The organism is Enterobacter cloacae complex sp. P6RS, assembly GCF_014982245.1.
GTDB classification, from domain to species: domain Bacteria; phylum Pseudomonadota; class Gammaproteobacteria; order Enterobacterales; family Enterobacteriaceae; genus Enterobacter; species Enterobacter bugandensis.
The window spans coordinates 76,713-92,355 of sequence record NZ_JADCLB010000027.1; the positions used below are offsets into that span (position 1 = coordinate 76,713).

A 15,643-nucleotide genomic window follows, 5' to 3' on the forward strand; every position below is an offset into this window, starting at 1 on the left:
TCAACAACTTACTGGTAAACAAGAAGTTAGCCTCCGTGAATATAAACGTCGCAGACTTGTTAAATGGGAATTACATCCTGTTATTATTTGTGGTACTGGCGCTGGGTCTTTGCCTGGGTAAATTGCGCCTGGGTTCGGTTCAACTCGGTAATTCCATTGGCGTTTTAGTCGTCTCCTTATTATTAGGCCAGCAGCACTTCAGCATTAACACGGACGCGCTGAACTTAGGTTTTATGCTGTTTATTTTTTGCGTTGGCGTAGAAGCGGGACCTAACTTTTTTTCAATTTTCTTCCGCGACGGCAAAAATTATCTGATGCTGGCGCTGGTGATGGTCGGCAGCGCGCTGCTGATCGCGTTAGGACTGGGCAAACTGTTTGGCTGGGATATCGGGCTTACGGCCGGTATGCTGGCCGGCTCTATGACGTCAACCCCCGTGCTCGTGGGCGCCGGTGATACCCTGCGCCATTCCGGCATGGCGGGCGCGCAGCTCTCTACCGCCCTCGACCATCTGAGCCTGGGCTATGCCCTGACCTATCTGATTGGTCTGGTGAGCCTGATCGTTGGCGCGCGCTACCTGCCAAAACTGCAGCACCAGGATCTGCAGACCAGCGCCCAGCAAATCGCCCGCGAGCGCGGCCTGGATACCGATTCCAAACGTAAAGTCTATCTCCCGGTTATCCGCGCCTACCGCGTCGGGCCGGAGCTGGTGGCATGGGCAGACGGTAAAAATCTTCGCGAACTGGGGATTTACCGCCAGACGGGTTGCTACATCGAACGTATCCGCCGCAACGGCATTCTGGCGAACCCGGACGGCGACGCGGTGCTGCAGATGGGCGACGACATCGCGCTGGTGGGTTACCCGGACGCCCACGCCCGTCTCGACCCGAGTTTCCGTAACGGCAAAGAGGTGTTCGACCGCGACCTGCTCGACATGCGCATCGTCACCGAAGAGATCGTGGTGAAAAACCACAACGCCGTGGGCCGCCGCCTGGCGCAGCTGAAGCTGACCGACCACGGCTGCTTCCTCAACCGGGTGATCCGCAGCCAGATTGAGATGCCTATCGACGACAACGTCGTGCTCAACAAAGGCGACGTGCTGCAGGTCAGCGGCGACGCGCGACGCGTAAAAACCGTTGCCGACCGCATCGGCTTTATCTCTATCCACAGCCAGGTCACCGACCTGCTGGCCTTCTGCGCCTTCTTTATCGTTGGCCTGATGATCGGGATGATCACCTTCCAGTTCAGCAACTTTAGCTTCGGCATCGGTAACGCCGCCGGTCTGCTGTTCGCCGGGATCATGCTGGGCTTCCTGCGAGCGAACCACCCGACCTTCGGCTACATTCCGCAGGGCGCGCTGAACATGGTGAAAGAGTTCGGTCTGATGGTGTTTATGGCGGGCGTGGGCTTAAGCGCAGGCAGCGGCATCGGCCACAGCCTGGGCGCCGTCGGCTGGCAGATGCTGGTTTCCGGACTAATCGTCAGCCTGGTACCGGTGGTGATCTGCTTCCTGTTCGGCGCCTACGTGCTGCGTATGAACCGCGCCCTGCTGTTCGGAGCGATGATGGGGGCGCGTACCTGTGCGCCAGCCATGGAAATCATCAGCGATACCGCGCGCAGCAACATCCCGGCGCTGGGGTATGCAGGCACCTATGCTATCGCGAACGTACTGCTGACGCTGGCGGGCACGCTGATTATCATCATCTGGCCGGGACTCGGATAACTCCTAAGTTTGCGCGTAATGAAAAAATTTTTGTAACGCGCAGAACTTTTTTAGCAGGGGGCAGTCATAACTAGTGCCACTGCTTTTCTTTGATGTCCCCAATTTGTGGAGCCCATCAACCCCGCCGTTTTGGTTCAAGGTTGATGGGTTTTTTGTTGCCTGAAATTCCCCGTCCTGTAATCTGACCTTCTCTCTTTCCACTAAAACATATATGATTAATCGAATATGATTTAATCTACCCTCAGGAACACCCATGCTCCACCCGCTCCAGCTCTTCAAAACCCTCTCCGACGAAACGCGACTCGCCATCGTCATGCTGCTTCGCGAAACGGGAGAATTGTGCGTCTGCGATCTCTGCGCCGCCACCGCCGAATCTCAGCCGAAAGTCTCCCGCCATATGGCCTTGCTGCGCGAGTCCGGGCTGGTTATCGACCGCCGCGAGGGTAAGTGGGTCCATTACCGTCTATCTCCCAATATGCCCGCATGGGCGGCAGCCGTTATCGACACCAGCTGGAACTGCCTGCGGGAAGAGACGCGTCTGAAGCTGAAAAACCGACTTCCGGGCTCGTGCTAACCCAAACACATTCACAAAAACAGATATAATGGAGTAAGCGATGTTTCTGGCTGGGGCAATTTTTCTGTTTACGCTGGTACTGGTCATCTGGCAGCCCAAAGGGCTCAGTATCGGCTGGAGCGCGACCATTGGCGCCCTGCTGGCGCTGGCCAGCGGGGTAATTCACATTAACGATATACCTGTGGTCTGGAAAATCGTCTGGAACGCCACGGCGACGTTTATCGCCGTCATCATCATCAGCCTGCTGCTGGATGAGTCCGGCTTTTTCGAGTGGGCGGCGCTGCACGTTGCCCGCTGGGGAAACGGTCGCGGGCGATTGCTGTTTACTTATATCGTGCTGCTGGGTGCGGCCGTGGCGGCGCTGTTTGCCAATGACGGCGCGGCGCTAATCCTGACGCCTATCGTCATCGCCATGCTGCTGGCGCTGGGGTTCAGCAAGCAGGTCACGCTGGCGTTTGTGATGGCGGCAGGTTTTATCGCCGATACCTCCAGCCTGCCGCTGATTGTCTCCAACCTGGTCAACATCGTGTCGGCAGACTTCTTTAAGCTGGGGTTCAGCGAATACGCCTCGGTGATGATCCCCGTTGATATCGCCGCGATTGTCGCAACGCTGGTGATGCTGCATCTTTTCTTCCGCAAGGAGATTCCCCCGGAATATGACCTGGCGAAACTTCAGGAGCCCGCGCGGGCCATTCACGATCTCCCGACGTTCAGAACGGGCTGGATCGTGCTGCTGCTTCTGCTCGTTGGCTTCTTTGTGCTTGAACCTCTCGGCATTCCGGTCAGCGCCATCGCCACCGTCGGCGCGCTGATTTTATTCGTTGTCGCAAAACGGGGACATGCAATAAACACCGGAAAAGTGCTGCGCGGCGCACCCTGGCAAATTGTTATTTTCTCGCTCGGGATGTATCTGGTGGTGTATGGCCTGCGCAATGCCGGGCTGACGGATTATCTTACTGGCGTGCTGAATAGCCTGGCCGGACACGGACTGTGGGCCACCACGCTGGGAACCGGGTTCATCACCGCGTTCCTGTCATCCATAATGAACAATATGCCCACGGTGCTGATTGGCGCGCTCTCCATTGAGGGCAGCATGGCGACGGGATTGCTCAAGGACGCGATGATTTACGCCAACGTGATTGGCTGCGATCTGGGGCCGAAAATCACGCCTATCGGCAGCCTCGCCACCCTGCTCTGGCTCCACGTGCTGGCGCAGAAAAACATGACGATAACCTGGGGCTACTATTTCCGGACGGGCATCATCATGACGCTGCCGGTCCTGTTTGTGACGCTCGCCGCGCTGGCGCTACGTCTCTCCTTCACACTGTAATGAGCCAATGATATGAGCCACATCACCATTTACCACAACCCCGCCTGCGGCACCTCGCGCAATACGCTGGAGATGATCCGCAACAGCGGCACGGAGCCGGAGATTATCCTCTATCTGGAAACCCCGCCGTCGCGCGATAAGCTGACCACCCTGATTGCCGACATGGGCATTTCGGTGCGGGATCTGCTGCGCAAAAACGTGGAGCCCTATGAACAGCTCGGCCTTGCTGAAGATATCTTCAGCGACGACCAGCTTATCGAGTTTATGCTGCAACACCCGATCCTGATTAACCGTCCGATTGTGGTAACGCCGCTGGGCACCCGCCTGTGTCGCCCGTCTGAAGTTGTCCTCGACATTCTGCCGGACGCGCAGAAAGGCGCGTTTACGAAAGAGGATGGCGAAGCCGTCGTGGACGCCAGCGGGAAAAAAATCGAACACAGGTAAAACAGGCAGGGCGAGTGATGCCTAAGGGTTCCCCTCGCCCGCAATTCTCCCCACCATCGCCCGAATTTCCTCCCGGCTTAATGGCTCTCGGTCAGTCACATAGTGCAGCGTCATCCCTTCGATGAAGGCATCCAGCGCGCGGGTGGTGACCGGGTCGAACCACTGCTCCAGCGTGGTCTGGCTCATTTTCATCCAGTCCTGCATCACCGTTTTGAGCGCCGCGCTGCGGTGCATAAAGGCGTAGAGCTGATACATCAGTGCCATGTTGTGCGGCGTGGTCACCTGCGAGCTGTGGATCAGCGTAGTGATGGATTCGCACGCCATCTCCGGCCCGGTGACGCCCGCGAAGAAATCCCGGTACTGCTGTGACATCTGCCAGGTAAACCACGTGAAGGCCTCCTCCAGCAGCGGCTCCATGCCGTCGAAATAGTAGGTCATCGACCCCAGCGGCACGCCCGCGCAGCTGGCGATTTTACGGTGCGTAACGGCGTGAATCCCGTGTTCGGCAATGGTATCCAGCGTCGCCTGGAGAATTTTTTCACGTCGATGCGGATCGTTCGGTGGTCTGTTCATAAATCCCTCACCTGGTTTGTGTACAAATGTACACAAACTTGCTAGTGTTGTCGCTACTGTTGTACTTCTGGTGCTACCCCAATGACGCTGACCTCTTCCCGCAACGCCCTGCGACTACGCATGTGGGCATTGTTTATGTTCTTCTTTATTCCCGGTCTGCTGATGGCCTCCTGGGCCACACGTACGCCCGCCATTCGCGACATTTTGTCCGTCTCCACCGCGGAGATGGGCATCGTGCTGTTCGGCCTGTCGATAGGCTCCATGAGCGGCATTCTCTGCTCCGCGTGGCTGGTAAAGCGCTTTGGCACGCGGGCGGTGATCCGCACCACCATGTGCTTCGCGGTGTTCGGGATGATCGTGCTAAGCGTCGCGCTGTGGTTTGCTTCGCCGGTGCTGTTTGCCCTGGGGCTGACGGTATTTGGCGGCAGCTTCGGCTCGGCAGAGGTTGCGATTAACGTTGAAGGGGCGGCGGTCGAGCGCGAGATGAACAAAACCGTGTTGCCCATGATGCACGGCTTTTACAGCCTCGGCACGCTCGCCGGCGCGGGCGTGGGGATGGCGCTGACGGCCTTTGGCATGAGCGCGAATCTGCATATCCTGCTGGCGGCGCTGGTATGCATCATTCCGATCCTGACCGGCATTCGGGCGATCCCGAACGGTACCGGCAAGAATTCCGCTGAAGAACAGCATTCGACGGAAAAAGGGCTGCCCTTCTACCGCGATTTCCAGCTGATGCTCATCGGCGTGGTGGTGCTGGCGATGGCCTTCGCGGAAGGTTCTGCCAACGACTGGCTGCCGCTGCTGATGGTGGACGGCCACGGCTTTAGTCCGACCTCCGGCTCGCTGATCTACGCCGGGTTTACGCTGGGGATGACCGTCGGGCGCTTCACCGGCGGCTGGTTTATCGACCGCTACAGCCGCGTGGCGGTAGTGCGCGCCAGCGCCCTGCTCGGCGGCCTGGGTATCGCGATGATCGTCTTTGTGGACGTGGACTGGATTGCCGGCGTCTCGGTGATCCTCTGGGGGCTGGGCGCGTCCCTCGGCTTCCCGCTGACTATTTCTGCCGCCAGCGACACCGGCCCGGATGCCCCGACCCGCGTCAGCGTGGTGGCGACCACGGGCTACCTCGCCTTCCTGGTCGGGCCGCCGCTGCTCGGTTTCCTCGGTGAGCACTACGGGCTGCGCAGCGCCATGCTGGTGGTGTTAGGGTTGGTTATCATCGCGGCGCTGGTGGCGCGCGCGGTGGCAAAGCCGGAAACGGAACAAACGTCAATGGAGAAGGGATATGAGCGTTAAACTGATCGCCGTCGACATGGATGGCACATTCCTGAGTGATGCCAAGACCTATAACCGCCCGCGCTTTCTGGCGCAGTATGCGCGCATGAAGGAGCAAGGCATTCGCTTTGTGGTCGCCAGCGGCAACCAGTATTACCAGCTGATCTCCTTCTTCCCGGAGATTGCGCATGAAATTGCCTTTGTTGCCGAAAACGGCGGCTGGGTGGTCGATGCAGGGGAAGATGTCTTCAACGCCGAGCTGACAAAAGCGCATTTCAGCACCGTGGCCACCGTCTTAAACGACGTCCCCGGCATTGAGATTATCGCCTGCGGGAAAGGCAGCGCCTACACGCTTAAGGCCTATGACGATGCCTTCATTGATATCGCGTCAAAATATTATCACCGTCTCGAAAGGGTGCAGGATTTCAACAGCCTGAACGACATCTTCTTCAAGTTCGGGCTCAACGTTTCCGATGACGAAATTCCGCGCATTCAGGCGCTGCTGCATGAAAAGCTGAGTGACATTATGGTGCCCGTCACCACCGGTCACGGCAGCATTGACCTGATTATCCCCGGCGTGCATAAAGCCAACGGTCTGCGGATCCTGCAAACGCGCTGGGGCATCGAGGACAGCGAAGTGGTGGCCTTTGGTGACAGCGGCAACGACGTGGAGATGCTGCGTCAGTCCGGGTTCAGCTTTGCGATGGCGAATGCCAAACCGCATATTAAAGCGGAGGCGCGCTTTGAAGCACCGCATAATAACGAGGAAGGCGTTTTAAACGTGATTGAGAAGGTGTTGAACGGTGAGGCACCGTTTAACTGATACCGTTCGGTCAGGCGGCCTCGCCCCTCACCCAGGCCCTCTCCCCAATGGGGAGAGGGAAAAAAGATTATGGTTGCAGGGCGTTTCCGACACGTTTGTCCTTCAGGAACACCACCATCAGGCCAACCCACAGCACGCCGTTAGCGAGGTTAAACAGGCTGAACAACCCGTTGCCGCCCAGCGCGTAAGCGTGCTTGCTCACCTCGATACCGACGGTAAAAATCAGCATCTGCAGCATGCCCATCGCCGCAGAGACCGTACCTTTACTCATCTCGCTCGCAAACAGGGTCAGGCGCACCAGGCCAGCGTTCGCCACACCAATTCCGAAGGCATAAATGCTCAGCCCCGCCGTCATCCACAGGTAGGCGTGGGATGACGCGACGGTCGCTACCGCAGCCAGAATCAGCCCTGCCGCAATCGGCCAGCCGCCCATGATAATCAGTGAACGCACGGTGCGGCGAGACGTCAGACGGGCCAGCACCAGGTTACCGATAATCAACGCGCCAAAGATCGGCACCTGCAGCAGGCCGTACTCGTAGCTGCTGAGCTTTTCACCGCTGATGATAATAACCGGTGACTGCGCGATCCACGCCAGCAGAGGCAGGCTAACGAATCCGGTCGCCAGCGCTCCCGCCACAAAGCGGCCATTTTGCAACACGGCTTTGTAATCCCGGCCCAGCTCTTTCAGCGAGAGTTTTTCGCCCAGACGGGTAGCCGTTTCCGGCATCGCGCGGTGCAGGCCGAAGAACGCGATGGCGGCGAGAACAGCAAAGAGCACAAACATCCCTTCCCACGGCGCAACGTGCACCCACGCGGCCCCCACCAGCGGCCCGAGTAAGGGGGCGATCAGCGCCACGTTAGCCATCAGCGCGGTAATTTTGATACACACCGCCTCCTCAAACGACTCCTGGATGGCGGCATACCCCACGGCGCCGATAAAGCACAGGCTCACCCCCTGCAGGAAACGCAGCAGCGTAAATTGTTCAATGTTTTGCGCCAGCAGCGTGGCGAGGCAGGTAACGATAAACCACACCACGCCCGTCAGCATCACCGGACGGCGGCCAATACGATCCGACAGCGGGCCTAACAGCCACTGCAAAAACATGCCGCCAGCCAGATAGGCGGTCATGGAGGTCGGCACCCACTCGATTCCCGCGTTGTACTGCTCCACAACGGCCAGCATACCGGGCTGGATCATATCGTTGCCGATATAGGTAGAGAATTCGTAGAGCACCAGACACAGAGGGAAAAGCAACGCCTGACGACCCAGACGTGAACCAGAAGAAGAACGGTTTAACATGCAATCTCTTTATAATGACAAAATCGCGACGAGTGTAATGAAATGCCGTAATCCGAGATAGTGATTTATCGAGGGGAAACAGAAATAAAGCACATATCGTCTTCGTTTAAGGTTTCCTTAAGTTGACAGATTTATGATAGCGCGATTACTCGTCAATGATCCCTAACTATGGCACTCACCTCCAGCCGTTCAGAATTGTCTAACTTACAGACTAATAAGACAAAACAGCTTTACCGCTTACCGTCCCGCTTTTATGGTTATCAGCTTTTGGTGCTAGTGGCGCTTGCCGTGGTGTTTACGTGGCTATCGCGCGATGAAGCGCTCGACAGATGGATCACCGGTTTTTGGTATGACGCGGCGACACAGACTTTCCCGCTGCAGAAAGACCACCTGCTGGATCTGCTGAACCATCGTCTGGCGAAGTACATTGCGATTGGCTTAGGCGCCGTGGCGCTGCTTTACGGCGCTTACAAACGTAACGCAAGGCTTGTCACAGCCGCGCTGCTGATGGGGCTTGGCGCGCTGGTGGTTGGCGTGCTGAAAAGCATCAGCCACCACAGCTGCCCGTGGGATCTGGTGGAATATGGCGGTAAGGCCGTGTCTTACCCCCTGTTCAGCGCCGTTCCGGCAGACAGCGGCCCGGGCCGCTGCTTCCCGGGTGGCCATTCTTCCAGCGGCTTTATGGTGATGGGGCTGTTTTTTGCCTTCTGGCGCGAGCGTCCGCGTCTCGCCTGGAGCTTTGTGGTCCTTGGCGCGGTTCTGGGTCTGGCGATGGGCTTCGGCCAGGTGATGCGCGGGGCACATTTTTTCTCTCACAACCTGTGGGCCGGGTGGTGGGTCTGGTTTTCCCAGGTGGCGGTCTACGGGCTGGTTTCCAACCGGTTTGCAAAAGAGTGATTACGCTATGCTAGAGAATCTGAATTATCAGCTGTTTTATCTGATCAACGCCACCCCGGCCTCGCCAGAGTGGATGATTGATTTTGCCACCTTTCTGGCGAAAGACCTTATCAGCATCGTGCCTGCGCTGGCTGCCATTCTCTGGCTGTGGGGGCCGCGCAGCCAGGTTAAGGCACAGCGCCAGCTGGTGATCAAAGTCGCGATGGCGCTCGGGGTAAGCGTGCTGGTCAGCTATCTTCTCGGCCACGCGTTCCCGCACGATCGTCCTTTTGTCGATCGCATTGGCTACACCTTCCTGCACCACGCGCCGGATGACTCTTTCCCGAGCGATCACGGTACGGTTATCTTCACCTTCGCGCTGGCTTTCCTGTTCTGGCATCGCCTGTGGTCGGGTGCGGTGCTGATGGTAGTCGCTGTGGCTATCGCCTGGTCGCGCGTTTACCTTGGCGTCCACTGGCCGCTGGATATGGTGGGCGGTTTCCTGGTGGGGCTGATTGGCTGCGTGAGCGCGGCTATCCTGTGGAATCTCTTCGGAGAGGCGCTCTACCGCGGGCTCTCTTCGCTCTATCGCGCCATTTTTGCCATCCCGATCCGCAAGGGCTGGATACGTGACTAACCCCAACCGGACAGGTTACACTGAGCCCCCGCCCTGCGGGGGCTCACTTTTTTATCCCGAGGAACTATGGAAACACGACGCGATGACCGCATTGCTCAGCTGCTGCAGGCGCTGAAGCGCAGCGATAAGCTGCATCTGAAGGAAGCCGCCAACCTCCTCGGCGTCTCAGAGATGACCATTCGTCGCGATCTGAACAGCGACAGCGCCCCCGTGGTACTGCTGGGCGGGTACATCGTCCTTGAGCCGCGCAGCGCCAGCCATTATCTGATCAGCGACCAGAAGACGCGTCTGGTTGAAGAGAAGCGCAAAGCCGCGCGCCTTGCGGCTACGCTGGTTCAGCCGCACCAGACGCTGTTTTTTGACTGCGGCACCACCACACCGTGGATTATCGAAGCCATCGACAGCAGTATTCCCTTTACCGCCGTGTGCTACTCCCTGAACACCTTTCTGGCGCTTCAGGAGAAACCCGAGTGCCGGGTGATCCTCTGCGGCGGCGAGTTTCACGCCAGCAACGCCATCTTTAAGCCGCTTAACCTGCAGGACACGCTTAGCAATTTATGCCCGGACATCGCGTTTTATTCTGCGGCAGGCGTGAACGTGCGCCAGGGTGCAACCTGCTTTAATCTGGAGGAGCTGCCGGTGAAGAACTGGGCGTTAAATGCCGCGCAGTATCATGTGCTGGTGGTCGATCACAGTAAGTTTGGCAAGGTGCGTTCGGCAAGAATGGGCGAGCTGGCGCAGTTTGATGCCATCGTCAGCGATTGCCGCCCCGATGACGAGATTGTGGCCCATGCAAAGGCACAGCAGGTGAAGTTGATGTATTGAGGTTATGCCGGGTAAGCGCAGCGCCACCCGGCATAAAACTTAACTAAACCAGCTGCCAAACCAGCTATGGAATTTCATCAACACGAAATCCCACATCCGGCTGAAGAAGCCGCCCTCTTCCACCGCTTCCATCACAATCAGCGGACGCTGTTCAATCGACTTGCCGTTTAGCTGGAAATCAATCGTCCCGACCACCTGGCCTTTTTTCAGCGGCGCGGTGAGCTGCGGTTCGGTCAGGGTATAGCTTGCTTTCAGGTTTTTCAGCTGACCGCGTGGAATGGTCACGGAACCGGCCTCACCCGCCCCCAGATTCACCTCGCTCTTGTCACCAAACCAGACGCGCTGGCTGACGAACGTGGCATCCGGTTTAATCGGCGTCACGGTTTCATAGAAGCGGAAGCCCCAGGTCAGCAGTTTTTCTGACTCGTTAAAGCGGATGCGGTCGGTTTTGGTGCCCAGCACCACCGAGATCAGGCGCATGTCGCCCTGCGTCGCGGAGGCCACCAGGTTGTAGCCCGCGCCGGCCGTAGTGCCGGTCTTCATTCCGTCCACGTTAACGTTGCTGCTCCACAGCAGGCGGTTGCGGTTCGGCTGGCGAATTTTGTTGAAGGTAAACTCTTTCTCTTTGTGGATGGCGTATTCATCCGGCACGTCGTGGATCAGCGCTTTTCCCAGCAGCGCCATGTCGCGCGCGGTACTGAACTGTCCCGGCGCATCCAGGCCGTGGACCGTTTTGAAGGTGGTGTTGGTTAAGCCGAGCTTTTGCGCATAGCCATTCATCAAACCAATAAAAGAATCCTGACTGCCGGCAACGTAGTCGGCCAGCGCGATACACGCATCATTTCCCGACTGAATGATTACCCCTTTGTTCAGATCGGAGACGGAGACCTGATCGCCAGGCTTCAGGAACATCACCGACGAGCCCCGCAGCGCCGGGTTGCCGGTCGCCCAGGCATCCTTCCCGATGGTAACCATATCGTCCAGCTTGATCTTGCCCGCTTTTAACGCCTGCCCAACCACATAGCTGGTCATGATTTTGGTCAGGCTGGCCGGATCGAGTTTCTCATCCGCATTGCCTTCCGCCAGCACCTTACCGCTGGAATAGTCCATCAGGATCCAGGCGCGCGCGTCCACAGGCGGCGCTTCGGGCGCAGCCTGTTCAGCCGCGTAGAGTGTTGGTGCAAATAGGAAAAGGAGCGCAGAGCCTGCCGCCAGGCTGCGCAGAGAAGTCATTTTTCGCGTCATAAATGCCACCCGAGTGTCCATTCAAAAATTACGTCACATCACCGTGTCGCAAGAAGCGATGAGTAATAGCGCACTAAAACGGTTAAAGAAACCCAACGAGGGTAAAGTTATTAAAGTTTATGCAATAACATTCATTTACGCTTTGATTCAGGCGATTTTTTTGTCTTCTGTTGCGTAATTGTTAGGTTTATCTCACCATGGCAAAAAGCCGACCCGGATTCACACTCATCAGGAGTAAATATGATTACGCTGTGGGGCAGGAATAATTCGACCAACGTTAAGAAAGTGCTCTGGACGCTGGAGGAACTGGATTTACCGTTTAACCAAATCATGGCTGGCATGTCGTTCGGCGTGAACAAAGAGGCCGACTATCTGGCGATGAACCCGAACGGCCTGGTGCCGCTGCTGCGCGATGACGAAACAGACGCAACGCTTTGGGAGTCCAACACCATAGTGCGTTACCTTGCCGCCCAGTACGGTCTTGGCCGCCTGAGGGTTGAAAACCCGGCGCAGCGCGCGCAGGGTGAGAAGTGGATGGACTGGGCAAATCAGACGCTCTCTCCCGTTCACCGCGTGATCCTGATGGGGCTGGTGAGAACCCCTGAAGCCGAGCGTGACTACCCCGCCATTCATGCCGCGCAGGATGCCTGCGAAAACCTGTTTGCGATGATGGACGATGAGCTGGCGAAGCACGCCTGGTTCTCCGGCGATACGTTCGGCGTGGGGGACATTGCCGTAGCGCCGTTCGTCTGGAACCTGACCAACCTCGGTCTGAAATGGACGCCGCACCCAAACCTTGACCGCTGGCTTAAGCAGCTTAGCGAGCGCCCGGCGTACCGTAACGTGGTGATGATCCCGGTTACCTGATTACGCACCGGACGGGCTGACTTTTAACAGCTGCCCGTCCGTTTCGTCGGTCAGGACATACAGATAGCCATCCGGCCCCACCCGCACGTCGCGAATACGCTGCTCCCGGTCGCCCAGGATCCGCCCGTCCTCCGTCACCTTATTGCCGTCCACGCTCAGCACGATAACGTCCTTTTCCTTCAGCGCCCCAATAAACAGCTTGTTTTTCCACTGCGGGAACACGTCGCTATTGTAGAACGCCATGCCGCTGACCGCGGGCGACACTTTCCAGACAAACAGCGGCTTTTCGGCTCCCTCAACGTGCTCGCCTTTGGCTTCCGGGATTTTCAGCCCACTGTAGTTAATGCCGTGCGTCGCCAGCGGCCAGCCGTAATTTTTGCCCTTCTCCGGGATGTTGATTTCATCCCCGCCGCGCGGGCCGTGCTCGTTCAGCCACAGCGTGTCGCTCCAAGGGTTCATCGCCATCCCCTGCGGGTTACGAATGCCGTAGGACCAAATTTCCGGCCGCGCGCCGGAGGTGTTCACAAAGGGGTTATCCGGCGGCACTTTACCGTCTTCGGTGAGGCGCACCACCTTACCCTGCAGCTTGTCCAGATCCTGCGCCGTCGGGCGCTGGTTGTTCTCGCCGAGTCCAATAAAGAGATACCCTTTGCCGTCGAACACCAGTCGCCCACCAAAATGGTTACCGGTTGAGAGTTTCGGCATCTGGCGGAACACCACCTGGAATCCCTCGATGCGGGAAAGATCGTCGCTCAGGCGACCATAGCCCACCGCCGTTCCGGCCTTGCCGTCACGCCCGGCTTCGGCGTAGCTCAGCCAGACGCGGCGCGACTTTTCAAAATCAGGCGCCAGCACCACGTCCAGCAGTCCTCCCTGGCCGTTCGCCCACACCTTCGGCACGCCGACAATGGGATCGGAAAGTCCTTTCCCGGCCTGCCAGCGCTTGAGCTGCCCGCCCTTAAGAGTGACCAGTAAACCGTCATTACCCGGCAGGAACGCCATCGACCAGGGGTGATCGAGTCGGTTTTGCAGCACCTCAACCTTTACCGCCTCTGGCGCAGCAAGAAGCGAAAACGGAATGAACAATGCAGGCAGGAAAATCAACGAGGATCGAGGCATAAAGCGCTCCTTTTTCGGCATATGGCATAAAGATTAGCCATTACCTCCGGGCGCGTTACCACTTTTACAAAAGCTTAATCAGATGGGGGGAGTTGTCTCCCCCCGAACTCAGTGCTGTGCAAGCGTCTCGTGCTTGTTAAGACACGTGATGCAAAGAGAGAGCGTTGTCAGGCAGTTTTCAAGCTTCTCCGCGTTAACAGCGATAAAATTTGGGCAGTCGTGGCGTCCGTTCATCAAACATACCCCTGCAATGGAGAGCACCTCAGCGGCGCGACGCAGCGCCATCAGCTCGCATTCATCGTATTCCGCCTTCAGGGTCGGTGCTTTTTCACGCATGAAATTACACAGTTCAAACAGATTATCACGCAGATGTTCGCTTTCGCTGACTGACATATAGCCCTTTGCCTTCCTGAGCTGCAGATAGGCGGCCAGGTCGATTCGGGCGTTGATCAGCTTGTTAAGCAGATCGCGTTTCAGTCTGTCAACGGACATGCTATTTCCTCCTCTGTCAGCCATGTTGCACATTCAGAATAAGGTCATTTTTTGTACAGTTTAATGCCTGAGATCAATTATTCTTAACTGATTAACATTATTTACAATGTTACAACCTCGGCCTGGCGCATCCGCCTTGCAAAGAGTGTATAAATCCCCCGCGATACGCTGTAAAATCCCGCCCTGATGACTCCATAATTGATGAATTTTCAACCTATGAGCAATGTTACGCACCAGCCGAAAATCGGCTTCGTCTCCCTGGGCTTCCCAAAAGTCAAAAATAATTCATTGCTAACTTTGTTCTAAACCCCGGTATTACTGACCCAGACGCAAAAACGCCGGGATATAAACCCGGCGCTTTTAATCAACATTTAATGCTGTCTCCCACAAATTCATTCTTCACGAAAGCCGGGTTTACCGTTGGCTTTACGCCATTCTTTAACCTCTTTAACCACCCCTTCAGGACTATCTTCACGGTCATCTCGGGGGTAGTAGATAAGGTCAGACCCGTCAGGGTGCTCGGTCAGGCGCTTAAATTCCAGTATGTTTTTTATATCTTCACTTTCTGAAGTGTCCGCAACGTTGAAGAGTTTACGGACGAACTCCAGGAACTCGTTTTCTGTGTAGTCACTTATGCTTTTCAATTACTCACCTCGATGGATCTCAATGTGGCGTTTCGGTGTTACAACGCCCATGTTGTCAACGTCGTACACTTCGCCGCCTTCGCTGATCGGTCTAATATGATGAATATCATATTTGATCTTGCCGCCAACTTGTTCGGATTCTCTCGGGGCGGGTGCTTTTCCTGCTCGAATATTACCTAAGTTACCTCGTTTAAATTGTTGGCTCAATTCAGGATCTTTGCTCACTTCTAGCCAGAATGCTTCCCTGAAGCCGTCGAAGCTGGAGAAGGTACGCCCACGCAGTTTATCGGCGATCTGAAATGGAATCGGAGAGCCATTCCCCTGACCCGCATCGGTTAACCATGTGCCTGTCACTTTCTTGCCCTTGCCAGTGACTTGTCCCGGATTGTTGCGAATATAGATATAAATTGGCGGGATGTCTGATACGGGCAGGATCAGAATATAATCCGCGAAATTTTTCTCATCCGGTGCCGGGGTTGTTGTGCTGGTGCTCTGAGTTCCATCCGGTAACGGGTTAACAAGGATGGTTCCCGGTAGCTTTGGAGGTGTCTGATTACCTGTGTTTGACGGAGCGTTAACACCGGAATGATCCGGGGTCCAGATAAGGGTAACGGGGTTTTCTTCCTCAGTGGTGAAGGTGTACGCCTCATAGCGGCGGTCCCATTCCATCTTACGGACTCGCACCATATCCTTACCCGGTGGCGTGTGATATCCACGCGGTACGGGATTTCCGTTGATGTCATTCTCCCAGGTGTAACGCACGCGAGTAGGCGCTTCACGCATCTGTGCAAGCCGCATACGGTCGATGAAGTCCTGTTCTCCTTCATTGAGTTTGCCGGGCATCATGCCTACCAGGAATCCGGCAACGGAGGCACCAGCGCCGCCAGCGGCGATTTCC

Annotated in this window: 17 protein-coding genes and 1 pseudogene; 11 read left to right on the forward strand and 7 right to left on the reverse strand. The window is 56.7% G+C overall.

Annotated elements, in window-relative coordinates; translation table 11 throughout:
• Positions 1-35: 35 nt before the first annotated feature.
• The 4 genes from INF73_RS19030 (at position 36) to arsC (ending at position 4,069) form a co-directional block, all read left to right on the forward strand.
• Positions 36-1,721 carry an aspartate:alanine antiporter gene (locus tag INF73_RS19030; protein ID WP_014169303.1) on the forward strand — a complete coding sequence of 562 codons (1,686 nt, stop codon included), beginning with the start codon at positions 36-38 and terminating at the stop codon, positions 1,719-1,721.
• A gap of 253 nt (positions 1,722-1,974) precedes the next feature.
• Entirely contained in the window at positions 1,975-2,295 is a 321-nt protein-coding gene (locus INF73_RS19035) for a metalloregulator ArsR/SmtB family transcription factor (protein ID WP_193540338.1), read from the forward strand.
• A gap of 40 nt (positions 2,296-2,335) precedes the next feature.
• Complete coding sequence (locus INF73_RS19040; RefSeq protein ID WP_193540336.1) at positions 2,336-3,625, forward strand: arsenic transporter; 1,290 nt, start codon at positions 2,336-2,338, stop codon at positions 3,623-3,625.
• Between the two features lie 12 nt (positions 3,626-3,637).
• Complete coding sequence (gene arsC, locus INF73_RS19045; protein ID WP_193540334.1) at positions 3,638-4,069, forward strand: glutaredoxin-dependent arsenate reductase; 432 nt, start codon at positions 3,638-3,640, stop codon at positions 4,067-4,069.
• A 21-nt stretch (positions 4,070-4,090) separates the two neighbouring features.
• On the opposite strand, the gene INF73_RS19050 is transcribed toward arsC, so the two are convergent.
• The gene (locus INF73_RS19050; protein ID WP_193540332.1) at positions 4,091-4,642 is read right to left on the reverse strand and encodes a TetR/AcrR family transcriptional regulator; all 552 of its coding nucleotides are present in this window, start codon (positions 4,640-4,642) and stop codon (positions 4,091-4,093) included.
• A gap of 81 nt (positions 4,643-4,723) precedes the next feature.
• On the opposite strand from INF73_RS19050, the gene INF73_RS19055 reads away from it, so the two are divergent.
• Positions 4,724-5,938, forward strand: coding sequence for an MFS transporter (locus tag INF73_RS19055; RefSeq protein WP_193540330.1), 1,215 nt, complete (start codon positions 4,724-4,726; stop codon positions 5,936-5,938).
• The gene (locus INF73_RS19060) at positions 5,928-6,740 is read left to right on the forward strand and encodes a Cof-type HAD-IIB family hydrolase (RefSeq protein ID WP_193540328.1); all 813 of its coding nucleotides are present in this window, start codon (positions 5,928-5,930) and stop codon (positions 6,738-6,740) included. Before INF73_RS19055 ends, INF73_RS19060 begins: the two co-directional genes overlap by 11 nt.
• 67 nt (positions 6,741-6,807) lie before the next feature.
• Here the strand turns inward: INF73_RS19060 and INF73_RS19065 are convergent, their stop codons facing one another.
• Entirely contained in the window at positions 6,808-8,040 is a 1,233-nt protein-coding gene (locus tag INF73_RS19065; RefSeq protein ID WP_048960865.1) for an MFS transporter, read from the reverse strand.
• A gap of 168 nt (positions 8,041-8,208) precedes the next feature.
• On the opposite strand from INF73_RS19065, the gene INF73_RS19070 reads away from it, so the two are divergent.
• From INF73_RS19070 to deoR, 3 genes are all read left to right on the forward strand, one after another.
• The gene (locus tag INF73_RS19070; RefSeq protein ID WP_193540325.1) at positions 8,209-8,937 is read left to right on the forward strand and encodes a phosphatase PAP2 family protein; all 729 of its coding nucleotides are present in this window, start codon (positions 8,209-8,211) and stop codon (positions 8,935-8,937) included.
• A 7-nt stretch (positions 8,938-8,944) separates the two neighbouring features.
• Positions 8,945-9,553: an undecaprenyl-diphosphate phosphatase gene (gene ybjG / locus INF73_RS19075; protein WP_028012487.1), complete on the forward strand. Its 609-nt coding sequence runs from the start codon at positions 8,945-8,947 to the stop codon at positions 9,551-9,553.
• 66 nt (positions 9,554-9,619) lie between these two features.
• On the forward strand, positions 9,620-10,378 hold the full coding sequence (gene deoR / locus INF73_RS19080) for a DNA-binding transcriptional repressor DeoR (RefSeq protein ID WP_041910685.1): 759 nt from the start codon (positions 9,620-9,622) through the stop codon (positions 10,376-10,378).
• A gap of 39 nt (positions 10,379-10,417) precedes the next feature.
• On the opposite strand, the gene dacC is transcribed toward deoR, so the two are convergent.
• A complete protein-coding gene (dacC, locus tag INF73_RS19085; protein ID WP_032644979.1) occupies positions 10,418-11,623 on the reverse strand; it encodes a serine-type D-Ala-D-Ala carboxypeptidase in 1,206 nt (401 codons plus the stop codon).
• A 240-nt stretch (positions 11,624-11,863) separates the two neighbouring features.
• Here dacC and INF73_RS19090 point away from each other — a divergent pair, with 240 nt between their 5' ends.
• Positions 11,864-12,490, forward strand: a complete 627-nt coding sequence (locus tag INF73_RS19090; RefSeq protein ID WP_193540323.1) for a glutathione S-transferase family protein — start codon at positions 11,864-11,866, stop codon at positions 12,488-12,490.
• On the opposite strand, the gene INF73_RS19095 is transcribed toward INF73_RS19090, so the two are convergent.
• A complete protein-coding gene (locus INF73_RS19095; RefSeq protein WP_048957049.1) occupies positions 12,491-13,609 on the reverse strand; it encodes a PQQ-dependent sugar dehydrogenase in 1,119 nt (372 codons plus the stop codon).
• Between the two features lie 108 nt (positions 13,610-13,717).
• Positions 13,718-14,101 (reverse strand): biofilm formation regulator BssR, encoded by a 384-nt coding sequence (gene bssR / locus INF73_RS19100; protein WP_193540321.1) that lies wholly within the window; start codon positions 14,099-14,101, stop codon positions 13,718-13,720.
• Positions 14,102-14,317: 216 nt separating this feature from the next.
• On the opposite strand from bssR, the pseudogene INF73_RS22295 reads away from it, so the two are divergent.
• Positions 14,318-14,398 (forward strand): annotated as a pseudogene (locus INF73_RS22295) (hypothetical protein); the annotation flags it as partial.
• A 95-nt stretch (positions 14,399-14,493) separates the two neighbouring features.
• Here INF73_RS22295 and INF73_RS19105 read toward each other — a convergent pair.
• Together INF73_RS19105 and INF73_RS19110 are read right to left on the reverse strand one after the other, a co-directional pair.
• Positions 14,494-14,745, reverse strand: a complete 252-nt coding sequence (locus INF73_RS19105) for a bacteriocin immunity protein (RefSeq protein ID WP_136343032.1) — start codon at positions 14,743-14,745, stop codon at positions 14,494-14,496.
• Positions 14,746-15,643: S-type pyocin domain-containing protein (locus tag INF73_RS19110; RefSeq protein ID WP_193547308.1), on the reverse strand; the 898-nt coding region annotated here is incomplete at its 5' end. It lies immediately after the preceding gene.